Source organism: Ruegeria sp. SCP10, assembly GCF_040329495.1.
Lineage (GTDB): Bacteria > Pseudomonadota > Alphaproteobacteria > Rhodobacterales > Rhodobacteraceae > Ruegeria.
Map to the genome: position 1 here is coordinate 234,704 of NZ_JBDZYF010000003.1, position 13,009 is coordinate 247,712.

The window sequence follows — 13,009 nt, forward strand, 5'->3', positions numbered from 1 at the left end:
TGCTAGTATAATTCTTGCATCTTGCATAGAGTTTTTTTCAGCGACTTTGGAGGAGGCAGTCATGGAAGTGGATTATGCGGTTGTTGGCGCGGGGTCTGCGGGCTGCGTTGTTGCCAATCGGCTCAGCGCTGATCCCAAGAGCACAGTGGCTCTGCTAGAGGCCGGCGGGCGCGATACAAATCCGTGGATTCACATTCCCGTCGGGTATTTCAAAACGATGCACAATCCGTCAGTTGACTGGTGTTATCGCACCGAACCCGACCCCGGCCTGAACGGTCGATCCATCGACTGGCCGCGCGGCAAGGTCTTGGGTGGCTCATCTTCGCTGAACGGGTTGCTATATGTCCGCGGACAAAAAGAAGACTATGACCGTTGGCGCCAGATGGGCAATGAAGGCTGGGGCTGGGACGATGTGTTGCCCTTGTTCAAACGCAGCGAAGACCAGGAGCGGGGTGTGGACGAATTCCACGGTGTTGGCGGGCCCTTGTCTGTGTCCAACATGCGCATTCAGCGCCCAATCTGTGACGCATGGGTCACCGCCGCACAGGCCGAAGGCTATCCCTTTAATCCCGACTACAACGGCGCCGAACAGGAGGGCGTTGGGTATTTTCAGCTGACCACGCGCAATGGTCGCCGTTGTAGTGCTGCCGTCGCCTATCTGAAGCCCATTCGCAATCGCCAGAACCTGAACATCATCACCAAGGCTTTGGTATCGCGCGTGATCCTGGACGGCAAAAAGGCCGTTGGGTTGGTGTACCGGGATAGATCTGGGGTGGAGCACACTCTGAAAGTGCGGCGCGAGATTATCCTGTCAGGTGGGGCGATCAACTCGCCGCAGATTTTGATGTTGTCAGGGATCGGAGACCCGGATCACCTCAAGGAAAACGGCGTTGAACCACTGCACGCGCTGCCGGGTGTTGGCAAAGGTCTTCAGGATCATCTTCAGGCTCGGCTGGTCTTCAAATGCAATGAGCCCACGTTGAATGACGAGGTGCGCAGCCTATTCAATCAAGCGCGTATCGCATTAAAATACGCCCTTTTCCGCGCGGGCCCGATGACCATGGCGGCCAGCCTGGCCACAGGTTTCATTAAAACCCGCCCAGATGTAGAAACGCCGGATATTCAATTCCATGTCCAACCCTGGTCCGCCGATAGCCCGGGTGAAGGCGTGCACCCGTTTTCAGCCTTCACAATGTCTGTTTGCCAGTTGCGCCCGGAAAGCCGCGGGGAGCTTAGGTTAAACGGCCCCGATCCATCCACGCATGTCAAAATCATACCGAACTACCTATCAACAGAAACCGATTGCCGTACCATGGTCGACGCGGTGAACATCGCTCGGCGGATCGCCAAGCAGAATCCACTTGCCTCGAAGATTTCTGAGGAGTTTCGACCGTCGGCAGAGCTGAGCCTTGACGATTATGAAGGTACATTAGATTGGGCCAGATCGAACACCGCTTCAATCTATCACCCGACAGGTACCTGCGCGATGGGACAGGCCGAGACATCAGTTGTCGATGCAAAACTGAAGGTCCATGGAATATCGAACCTGCGCGTCGCGGATTGCTCGATCATGCCCGAAATCGTCAGTGGCAACACCAATGCTCCGGCGATTATGATCGGTGAAAAAGCAAGCGATCTTGTCTTGGCAGATGCCTAATGCGCGGACTGATCTAAGTTGGGGTTTGCCCCCGTCAGGCGGGCAGATCAAAACTACTCTAGAAGTAGCTTGAATGAAGGATGGCGTTCCGCGCCGCTTGGCATAATCTCTTGAATTGCTGACAGAACTTCTTCGGATGAAGACAGTTGCAGACGTCTGCGGCTGTTTAGAATATGGGCCAGCCAGGCAAGTGACCTGATATCTCGGGCCATTTGTTCTGCGTGGTCCAAATCTCTCACCAGTACATCTGCAGGCGCTTTTGCCAGATAGCGAGATTCCGCGCGCAGCCGCAGAATTTCGGGCCAAATCATTGTATTGCCTTGGGCGTTTTCGGGCGTGTCAATCGTCGCCCACAATCCTTCGGCGTCTTCATGTCGCCCCACGCACGCATAGGCATGCGCGAGCAATGCTTCGTGGTATCTGGTAAATATTTCTATGCCCAGAGCACGTGCCTCACCTACGGCGGCCTCCAGTTCCGAAAGCGCGGCGGCGGGGCTTTCGTTATGGTAGCGTGACGCCGACAACCAGAGATTTGCACCGACAATCCAGAATGGTTGTCCAAATGTCTCAGCCAGGCCCCTGGCGCTTTTCAGCTCTTCCTGAATCGGTACGCTACTTGGGGCGTAGCACCGCGATGCCGTACCGAAAATCCTGATATAGGGTTCCAGCGGAGGAATACCCAGCCGTTCCCGATGCGAGTGTGTCGATGCAATCGTTTGTTCCCAGCCGTCGGCGTCGCCTGCCATGAAACGCCCATGCGCCCTGAAAAGATTGGCCAATTCCAGAAAGTCCATTGAATACGTCATGGCCTGCGAGCTGTGCCGTTCAAAGTCATACAGTTCCTTCGTGCGCCGATAGGCTGCTTCCTGACCCGCGAACTCACCCATATTGAAGCACAGGACCGAACGCGCCGAACTTGACACAACCTCCAGTCTCGGCTCGGTCATGGCGATCCGTTCCATGCGATCAACCATGCGTGCCGCGCCCGACACATCCGATACAGTCTCCAGATGGGTCCAGATGCCCCAGGCAATCTGGAACTCGATCTCACCACCCCCGGCGATGGCTTCGCAAAGCGTCTGCGCGTTGCCATAGGCCGCCGCGACCCGAGGAGAGCCGAACCCTTCCTGCTGAACCAGCGCGTTTCCAAGCGCAACTTCGGTCGACAGTTCCAGGCGGTCGTGCAGGTCCCGGTCGTTGATTTTGTCAAGCAACCCTTTGGCAATCTTGATTACACGCACGCTTTCGGCGATCTCACCGCGCATGGTTGCTACCTGAGCGGCCTCGTCCAGTTTCGGGATGGCCTGCGCATAGTCTTCGCACCCCATTAAGTGCTTTGCTTCGATGATCGGATTGGCCACTAGAGATTCGGGTGAAATCGCCCGATAGGCCTGCAGCGCGTCCCGGTGCAGCTTGCGGGCGCGCGTGTTCAACATGGATGTGACGACCGCATCGCGCAGCAGCGCATGATCGAACGCAAGCTCGTTGGCCCCCCTTTGCTGAAGCAAACTGCGATAGACAAGCGTGTCCGTGGTCTTTTGCACCTCGTGTAATGGTTGGTTCATCATGGCAGCAGCCACGTCCGTTGTTGCATAGTCCTGAAGGACGGCGACGACCTCGACCAACTGCCTTTCATCCTCATCGACATCTAGCCGTTGCTGCAGCGCTTCGATCAGGGTTTGCGGTATGGCTGCCTCGATACTGGCTTGCGGCTGCTCCAGCAGGGTCATCGTGTAGTGGTACACATAAAGCGGTATGCCATTCGCGCGTTCGATTATTTTGTCGCGTGTTGATTGGTTGAGCCGGGTATCTGGATCGAGAAAACCTATCAGTCTGCCCGCATCGTGATCTGCAAGTGGGGTCAGATCGATACGCAAGTCTGCTTCCACCTGCAGATTTCGCCCTTCCAGCCTGTGTGTCGCCAGCAAAAACAGCGGCTGGTTGCGAAAAACCTGCGAAAGCAGGGTAAGGAATGCAACAGAATCCTCATCAAGCCATTGGGCATCGTCGATGAACAATATAAGCGGTCCCTTGGCAAGCTCGCGTTCGAGTATTGCTTGCAATGCTTCTGTGATCCGGCCTTGGCGGACGATTGGGGCGACAGGTATTTGCGACATATTCAAGAGGCGCTGAAGACCGTCTAGCATACCTTCCGGGGCCCATTCCTCGAGGGATGCGGCCGGGTCCGTCCCGTTCTGTTCTTGAGCGATCAACGTACGTATTGCGGCGTTGAAACATGCAAAACTCTGTTCACTGCGGTGAAGGGATCCCACGACGCGTATGACGTTTGCATCCGGAACTGATGCCAGGAATTGCTCGGCCAGCATTGTCTTGCCATAGCCTCCGGGGGCCATAACATCTGCAAATACAAAGCGGCCCGATGCAGCGTCGGCGTAACAAGTGCTGATCTGGCTCATCAGGTCAGAGCGGCCCAGCATCGGCTGTCCGACCGGGTTCAATTCTACTTGCCCGTCCCAAAGCGCAGGTTGATCCTGAAAACCTTGTTGGTCATTCAGGATACTGCCTGTCGCCAGCATGGCCTGATCACCGGTCAGGTGCGGAACGTCAATCGCCCAAACATCAATGGGATTGCGAAAGCCTTTGAGCGCTGTCTCGCCAACCTCTCTAAGATTAAGCGCCGCCTGATCAATGGATCGCCTGACCTCGGATGAAAAGAAGATGCTGCTTGGGCTCGCCAGCGATTGCAGTCGCGCAGCGCGGTTCACCGCGTTACCGATAGCTAATGCTTCCTGAGCCGCCTCGCCGGCGCGCACGATGTTTACAACGCTCCATCCGGTTGCGATGCCACAGCAGGCTTGCAAGAGCTTTCCTTTTATCTTCAGGGCAGAGGCGATTTCGATGATCTTAATTGCGCACGCAACTGCAGTGGCGGCGCTGTTTTTGATCGACCTTGGATACCCAAAATAGGCCATGGCGCCGTCGCCCAAATATTTCGCAACAAAGCCGCCCGCACTCTGGATTTCCTGCTGGCACTGGCTTTGAAAGCTCTGGATGACCTCGAACATGGCTTCGCTACCAAAATGCTGTGTCGCATCCGTAGAACCAACGAGATCAACGAAGAGAACGGTCATGTATTGGGATCGTGCTTCGCTGGCTTCTCCGATGCGGGCACCGCAGCCTGAACAGAAATTCCCACCAGCCTGGGAAGGAACTCCACACTGCTTACATATTACTTCACTCATCTGGCCAGCTTCCTCAGGGTCTTTTTGACTCTGCACACAGGGAAACAGGTATTGGTTACAGCGGTGTCGTTTTGAAAGGTATCAAAACCAAGACTGTTAGGTATCTAAATCCCAATTCGGGGCCAGAATCCGGGAATGAGATATCTGATTGCACGTTCCCCCGTTAGTGCGATCTTCCAAATATGCTCGGCCCGGTCTTCCAGGCCAAAGCATAGTGTATTTCGATATAATGCTTTAAATTAGATAAATTGTCGACAAATTCGAAACACTGATGAAGGCGGTTGTTCCGCCAATAGTGAAGTTTTTCAAGGATTGTGGACGACGATCCTGCATTTGCAACACCTCTAACCCGCAATCCTGCAATAGCGCGCAACTCTCTGCCGGGTTCAACCATAAGAGGGCAGGTCGTCTGTCATGCTGAAATCAAAAAAGTGAAAATGCAGGCCGTTCTCATTCAGTCTGCTCGCCCGCTCCATGGGCGAAAACGGTGATTTCGGGGCGCTACTTCTATCTTAATCAATTCCCCAATGAAGGCAGGAAGAAAACAAACTTTGGGCACATTGAAGGGATTCCTTGGGTTGGCGCCGGATTCTGGGGTGGTTGTTGTACTCGCTAACTCGTCTGAACTTGGACCTGATGCGAGCCTTGCTCCTACGTCCAGTCGCGTTTGGCCATCATAGGATTGGTCCAAGTGTTGTGAAAAGTTAGATGGTGAAACAGATGTTCAAATACAAAAGCCCGCTCAGCCGTATTCTTGATGGAACCAATGTGCCCAGCGTCGCCGAAGACGAAACGGTCGATAGCGGTGCCGTCGTTGTCGAAGATTCAGAATTGAATTCTGAACTTACAGAACCTGAAACGCCTCAGGCGGAAGTGACCCTTCAATCCGAAATACAGTTGGCCGGATCGGATGCGATTGCATCTTTGGCGTTTGCGGAAAGACTGGAGGCGCTGAATACGCCGAACGTGCAAGATGTCCTCGATACTCCAGCGCCTGAGGTAGTTGAACCGGCTCCGATGCCCGATCCTCATGAGGTGCCCGGCGAAAGTGTCGAGGACCCTGAAGCCACTGCTTCGGATGCAAAACGCAGCCGGCGGGTCAAAACAACTTTCTTGGGCTTTGGCAACCAGGCGGATCCGATCGAAGACATTCTAAAAACCGCGGAGCCTGTGAAAAACAATACCCAACAACACGAAGCCTACCCGGTCGGTTGGTTGGTTGTGACCAAAGGCCCCGGCCGTGGAACAAGTGTGATGCTCACAGGTGGATTGATGCAGATCGGTCGGAATGACGATCAAGCCATCCAACTCGATTTTGGCGACAACGGTATCTCTCGCAGCAACCACGCGGTTATCGCTTATGACCCAGAAGCTCGAAAGTGCTATTTGGGTCATGGGGGTAAAGCGAACTTGGTTCGCCTGAATTCGGGCCCCGTGCTTAGCACGGTTCCATTGTCGAGTGGCGACGATATTCGCATCAGCGACACCACGATGCGCTTCACCGCGTTTTGCGATGATGAGTTCGACTGGCAAGAAGGTTGAGTTGATCTAAATTAAACTCTCCTTAAAGAAGAGCGCTTCGCATAGATGTGGGGTGCTTTTCTTCGTTCTGCGCATCAGATTGATAACGACAGTCGAAAAATATTGAATAATTTCAACGCGTAGTTCGATCTTAAGGTAAGTCAAGAAATCAACACAAACTTTTCTTGGGCCAACCACAATACAGCTCAATTTCTCGTCATTGTTAACACAATCGGTGGGTAAAAAGTGAGAAAAGGTAAGGTTAGTCACTATGGAAATGAACCGACGAGTATTTCTTAACAGCGCATCGTTGGCTGCATGTGTCGCGATAGTACCCGTGGGGGGAAGTGCGCTGGCGATGGCTGCAGGGCAGGTTGCGCATCGCATACTGGCCGCAGACAAACTGAGTTTCTTGACAGAGAAGGTTGCGAAGGCAGTTGTACTGCTAAGCCTTGGTGCCGAAGTTGAAAAGGATCTTGCTGAACTGCAAGAAGCCCATGACGAGTTTGACGACATTCTGCTGGGCTTTCGCGAGGGCAAGGGATCTTCGGGCGTTGACCGTGAGCGGTTCGTTTCCGTGAACAACGCGCTGAAAGAGGTCGAAGAGCTTTGGATGCCTTACCGCAAGGCGATCGAAGAGATCATCGAGGCGGGAAAGGTGGATGATGAGCATCTGCACCTGATTATCGACAATGATGAGGTTCTGGAAAAAACCTGCCACGAAGTCGTTCGTAAGCTGGAAGAGGCCTATGGCGACGTGGATATCGATCTGGCACTGGCGCTGGCATTGGACTTTGCAGGACGTCAGAGAATGCTGACACAGAAGATCTGCAAGGAAATCGCACTGGCAGCAACAGGTCAGGACACCGAAGAGCACCACAAGAAATTCAAGAAGAACGCCAAAAAGTTCGGCAAGATTGTCGACGTTCTAATTGAAGGTGGAAGCAGTTCGATCACGATGGCGAAACCGCCAAGCAACGCGGCGCTTGAAGCCTTGACCGAAGTTCAGACCCATTGGGCAAAACTGCAGCCGGTTGTCGAGCAGCTTGATAGCGTGGATGTGCCAAACGTCGATGACGTGACTCACTTCTGTGCCGAGATGGATGTGCTTGAAATCGAGTCCGAAAAGGCCGCGCTTCTCTATGAAGAGGCCATCAAGCTGGATTCCTGAACGCTAACCATGTTTCGCGTGATTTGGCCCCAAACTACAGCACCTGAACGGAACCCGTAGCAAAACCAAATTGCGACTACTTTGATGCCCAAAAACATGCATCAGAAAAATACCAAATGAGTGCTAACTCGAGGAGTTAAAATGTTAAATTCACCCTTCACACGGCTTTGTGTTGCCGCATCGATCATCTCAGGCGCTGTCACCACCGCGTCATTTGCACAAGAGGTTCGCCTGATTGGGAAGGACAGCAATATCGACGTGATCGGCAATCTTCTATCGTCAAAAGACGGTAAGTATCTGGTCGAAACGGATATCGGCGAGTTTGTGATCAATCAGGACTTGGTGACCTGCGAAGGTGAGGCTTGCCCGACCGAACAGACTTATGTCTATGACCTTGAAATCTCTGCTCCCGATGAGATCGCAGAAGTTCTGGTTCCGATTATCGCAGAAGGATATGCCGCTGCCGCTTTGGAAGCAGAGGCGCAGCTTTATGACGAAAACGGAGAGCCGGTAGATACCGAGACCGTTGACGTGGGTGACCACAAATACGGCGAGGAGCATGACTTTGCATTGCTGCTGACCGATCTGGAAGGCGATGATGTTGCCACATTTGGTATCCATACAGCCAATGGTGCACGCCTGTTCGAGCGTCTTGCCAAGAAAGATGCCTCGATCATCTTTACCGAAACCTCTGCTCGTAAGGCTGATCGCTCGATTGTGTCCGAGAGCAGTGGCGGCAATCTGCGCGACTTTGATCAGGAGCGTGTTATCGCGGTGGACGGATTTGCGATGATCGTGAACCCGCTGAACCAGATCCCCGATCTGAGCGTCAAGCAGGCTCGTGACATCATGTCCGGTGATATCACAAACTGGTCCGAGGTTGGCGGTTCGGATGCACCCATCCATGTCTACTCGTTCGACCCTGATACCGAAGCGTATCATCACATCGAAAAGCTTCTGTTCAAGAAGTCCGATAAGACGCTGACGAACGAGTCGAGCATTGTGCACGACCGCACGGAATTGACGACCGCGATCATGGAAGATGTGGCTGGCTTCGGTATCGTCAACTACGCTGCTAAGCGCGATGCACGGGCAGTTCCGCTGCGCACAACCTGCGGGATTGTTCAGGACCCCAGCCTCTTCAATCTGAAAACCGAGGAATACTATCTGCAGGAACGTGTCGTGGCCTATAACCGCTCGGATATCGACGGCTATGCCCGTGAACTGGTTGATTTCCTGGATGATGGCAGCCTGGACGGCCTTGTTGCCAAAGCAGGCTATATCGACCTGTCGATCACCTCGGACAGCCAGGAGCGCGCCGCAGAACGTCTGGTCGCCGAACTGGAAGAGGGTGAGAATGAGTATGAGGCAGAGCTTGTCGAAGATCTGCTGAAAAACATGAACACCCACGCCCGTCTGTCGACAACGTTCCGTTTTGCTCCGGGATCGAAGCGTTTCGACAACAAAGCCGAGCGCGACCTGACGCGCATGGTGCGTTACCTGGCCGAAACCAAGCCGAGCGAAGTTGTGATCGTCGGGTTCACCGACAACAAAGGTCCCTTCGACTCGAACCTGCTGATTTCACAGGAACGTGCTCAGGCTGCGTTGGATCATCTGGTCGAGGTTGCCACCGGTGGCGAACTGGACGGGATCACCCTGAAGGCAGCTGGTTATGGCGAACTTGAGCCTGTCGCCTGCAATGACAGCCCACGTGGCCGCGCGATCAACCGCCGCGTCGAAGTATGGATCGCCGGTTAAGGTGAGAAAAGGCAAGCCGCGGCGATCACGTCGCGGCTTGCGCATCACAGGTGTAGTTTCTTCAGGGTTCGAGGCGAGTATGAAAAGTTGGTCAAAATATGCTGCAGCAATAGCCTTTGGTTGCATCGCGTCTTCGGGGCTTGCGCAGGAAGTAACGTTGACCTCGAAAGACGGCTCTAGGTCAGTGACTGGCGAGCTGGTTACGATCCAACCCGGCAAGTTCATCGTACGATCGAATGTCGGGGTTCTATCCCTCAATACAGCAGAGTTTCACTGCAGTGGCGCGGCTTGCCCGGCAAGCCTACCAACAGATACCGACCTCGTTGTGGCTGGTGGCGCCGGTTTGGCAGACATCCTTCTTCCCTTGCTTGCCGAAGGTTTTGCCGCTGAACAGGAACTCTTCTCGGATGTTTTTGATCTGCAAGGTGTACCTCTGGGCGAACAGCATGCCTTTGGGCAAGACGATACAGTCTCTGGCGCGATCGGATCTGATGCTTTCGACATTCTTATCATGGATGAAGAGGCCAGCCCAGTTCACAGCATTCTTGTGAAAGAGGCTTCGGGTCAGAACCTCTTTGAATCCCTGATGACCCGTGAAAGTGATCTGATCGTCAGCGAAGAACCGGTCTCGTCTCAGAACAATACGCAGGCCAGAAAAAGCGGTCTGGGCGAGCTGACCTCATTTCAGCAGGAACATGTTCTGGCGGTTGATGGCTATACGGCTACTGTCAATCCCGAGAACGATCTGTTGTCTCTGACAATCGAGCAGATATCGCAAATCCTGTCGGGTGAGATTGTAAATTGGACCCAGTTTGGCGGACCCGATCACAAGATCAACGTCTACACGTTACCGCAAAATTCGGAAGCGTTTCACAGAGTCGAGGGGCTTATCCTTTCGCCCTTCGAACGCGATTTTCTGGCCGATGGCAACATCGTAAACTCGAACCGAGAGCTTTCCCGAGCGATTGAAACTGATCCATATGGCTTCGCCGTCATGCGGTTTTCGAGTATTCGCGATTCACGCCCGGTGCCGTTGCGCAGTGAATGCGGAATCATTCATCTGCCCAACCAGTTTTCAATGAAGACTGAGGAATATGGGCTGCAGAATCGGGTGACCGTATACAACGGCAGCGATCTTTCGGGTGTGGGCACGGCATTGGTCGAATTTCTGGACAGCCCGAGAATAGATGGGTTCGTGTCCAAATCCGGCATCACCAGCCTTTCGGTTATCGCTCAGAGTGAAGACGAGAAGTTTGCCAGACTAAAATCAGACGTTGCCGAGATGACGGTCTCGGCCAATGCGTCCGAACTCCGCTCGTATGTGAGTGACAAGCTGACAACCACACGTCTGTCGACAACCTTCCGCTTCTCGCCTGGGTCTTCGTTTCTGGACAACAAGGCGAAACGGGATATCGAGCGGATTGCCGAATATATCCGCGACGTCGAACCCCACAAAATCGTCTTGGCGGGATTTGCTGATGCTGGCGGCAGCTACGGAAAGAACCGTCAGCTCTCGCTCGCCCGCGCCAAGCAGGTCCTGACAGAGCTTACATCAAGCATGGAAGCCAACGGTCCCGTTAGCACAGTGATCGAAGTGCGCGGTTATGGGGAAATGGCCCCGGTTGCATGCAACACCAACCCAGTGGGTCGTGCAAAGAACCGCCGTGTCGAAGTCTGGAGTGAAGTGAGCAGCCCTGATGCGGAGTTACGCGCATGGGGTGGATAATGAACAAAACTGCGGTTTCTGAGGTCAGTTTCCCTCAAGCATCGGTCGCAAAAAAAGCACGGGCGCGTCTGCATCCGGCTACAGCAAGGTAAGTGTTTCTTATGGTACAATCAGCCCACACAAACGATCAGTTCCCGGACGAGCTTGCCCCGGGTACCAAATTGCTGTCCGGTCAATACACGATCATGCGGTTTCTCAACAGCGGTGGCTTTGGCATCACCTACCTTGCCAAGGACAGCCTTGAGCGCACGATCGTGATCAAGGAATGCTTCCCCGAGGCGATCTGCCGTCGCAGCCAGACCGCGGTTCGCCCGCGGTCCCAGTCGCATACATCCTCGTACGAAGCGCTGGTGAAATCCTTTGAAAAAGAAGCGCGCAATCAGTCAAAACTTGTGCATCCGAACATCGCAGGTGTCCACCAGGTGTTCAGAGACAATGAGACCGCCTATATGGCGATCGATTTCATCGAGGGCAAAGATCTTCTGGACACGATCGAAGAACGTAAGACGATACCGCCCGAAGAGGTTGAGCGGCTGTTGCGCACCACGCTGGAAGCCATTGGTTTCATCCATAGCGAAGGCATGCTGCACCGGGATATCTCGCCAGACAACATTCTGATCAACCAAGACGGCGAACCGATGATTATCGATTTCGGCGCCGCCCGTGAGAGCGCCGCCAAATCTGACCGCGCAATGTCGATGCTGAGGGTCGTAAAGGAAGGGTATTCGCCGCAAGAGTTTTATCTGCAAGGCGCGGAACAGGATCAGTCGAGCGATCTTTATGCGCTGGCGGCTACGTTTTATCATGTCATCAAAGGGGCTGCGCCGCAGGACAGCCAGACCCGGTTGGCGGCTTTGGCCCAGAATGGCAAAGATTGCTACGAACCGCTTGAAGGTGCGGTTGAGGGTTATCCTGTCAGTTTTTTGCGAGCGATTGATCGTGCCCTGAGTATCCCGCCTGAAGACAGGTTCCAATCTGTTCAGGAATGGCAGGATGCGATTGAAGAAAGGATGCCGATCGAAGCGAAGCCCGAACCGGTCGCTGCGGTCGACTTCAACGATAAGGTCGCGGTTAACAGCAAAGCGCCGCGCAAACGTTCAAACTCTATGCTGATGATCGCGCTGATCGTCGCCGGAGTAATCGGTGGAGCAGGGTACTATTTCAGCCAGGGCGGAGAAGCGGATCAGGATGTGGTCGCGATTGCTGATACCCAGCAGGCGGCTCCGCAACCAGCCACCGATGAAGAGCCCGAAAGCGGCAGCGCGACGGCACAGGAGCCGGAACCCCAGCCTGTAGTCGCAGAGCCAGCGGTGGAGAGTGTTGCTTCGGAACCAGTGACGACAGGTTCAAACTGGATAGCGTGGACTGGCCCCGCTGTGGATCTGCCGTTTGCGACCGTTACAACATCGCAGCCGCAGGGCAGGTTCTCGATGGTATCGCTGGTGCGATCTGACCTTGATCAGGCGACAACAGATTGGTTGAAATCCGGCACGATCATCTATTCCGTAAATGGTCATTTGGTGGTGGATGACAACTCGATCATTCGTGCAATCCAATCACGTGAGGCTAATCCCGAAAGTGGCGAGATTCTGGTGGATATGCGGGTCAGAACCGAAGAAGATAGCCCGGTTTCTGAAAAGAACCTGACCCTTCAAACTGGTAAGGTGGTTGAGCTCACAAACGGAGTTCAGTTCATTACGGTCACCAATGGCAATGGGAAATGGGTCAGCAAGGTATTGCGCGCTCCGGCTTCGGCCAAATCAGTTCGCGTGGGCGATATTGTCGTGTCAGAAACCGCTTCGCAGATTTCGGTCGAGGGTGAGAACGGTATTACCCAGTTGTTCGAAGAGCTTAGCAGTACAGGTGCCGAGCTTGCGTTGCTGACCATCGCGCGGAATGGCGAACTGCAATCAGTGGATCTGCCACTTACGCATTAATGCTTGGCGGCTCTTATAATTACGAGCCGCCTACAT

7 protein-coding genes are annotated in these 13,009 nt (G+C 54.0%); 6 read left to right on the forward strand and 1 reads right to left on the reverse strand.

Annotated features, from left to right (window positions below):
* The first annotated feature begins 61 nt into the window (after positions 1–61).
* The gene (locus ABLN87_RS10205) at positions 62–1,657 is read left to right on the forward strand and encodes a GMC family oxidoreductase (protein ID WP_353009747.1); all 1,596 of its coding nucleotides are present in this window, start codon (positions 62–64) and stop codon (positions 1,655–1,657) included.
* Positions 1,658–1,710: 53 nt separating this feature from the next.
* On the opposite strand, the gene ABLN87_RS10210 is transcribed toward ABLN87_RS10205, so the two are convergent.
* Entirely contained in the window at positions 1,711–4,749 is a 3,039-nt protein-coding gene (locus tag ABLN87_RS10210; protein ID WP_353009750.1) for an AAA family ATPase, read from the reverse strand.
* A gap of 831 nt (positions 4,750–5,580) precedes the next feature.
* On the opposite strand from ABLN87_RS10210, the gene ABLN87_RS10215 reads away from it, so the two are divergent.
* The 5 genes from ABLN87_RS10215 (at position 5,581) to ABLN87_RS10235 (ending at position 12,973) form a co-directional block, all read left to right on the forward strand.
* Positions 5,581–6,402 (forward strand): FHA domain-containing protein, encoded by an 822-nt coding sequence (locus ABLN87_RS10215; protein WP_353009753.1) that lies wholly within the window; start codon positions 5,581–5,583, stop codon positions 6,400–6,402.
* 337 nt (positions 6,403–6,739) lie between these two features.
* On the forward strand, positions 6,740–7,552 hold the full coding sequence (locus ABLN87_RS10220; protein ID WP_353009756.1) for a type IV pili methyl-accepting chemotaxis transducer N-terminal domain-containing protein: 813 nt from the start codon (positions 6,740–6,742) through the stop codon (positions 7,550–7,552).
* A gap of 141 nt (positions 7,553–7,693) precedes the next feature.
* Positions 7,694–9,310 (forward strand): phosphate ABC transporter substrate-binding/OmpA family protein, encoded by a 1,617-nt coding sequence (locus tag ABLN87_RS10225; RefSeq protein WP_353009759.1) that lies wholly within the window; start codon positions 7,694–7,696, stop codon positions 9,308–9,310.
* 79 nt (positions 9,311–9,389) lie between these two features.
* The gene (locus tag ABLN87_RS10230; protein ID WP_353009762.1) at positions 9,390–11,036 is read left to right on the forward strand and encodes a phosphate ABC transporter substrate-binding/OmpA family protein; all 1,647 of its coding nucleotides are present in this window, start codon (positions 9,390–9,392) and stop codon (positions 11,034–11,036) included.
* A 101-nt stretch (positions 11,037–11,137) separates the two neighbouring features.
* Positions 11,138–12,973: a serine/threonine protein kinase gene (locus ABLN87_RS10235; RefSeq protein WP_353009765.1), complete on the forward strand. Its 1,836-nt coding sequence runs from the start codon at positions 11,138–11,140 to the stop codon at positions 12,971–12,973.
* The last annotated feature ends 36 nt before the right edge of the window (positions 12,974–13,009 follow it).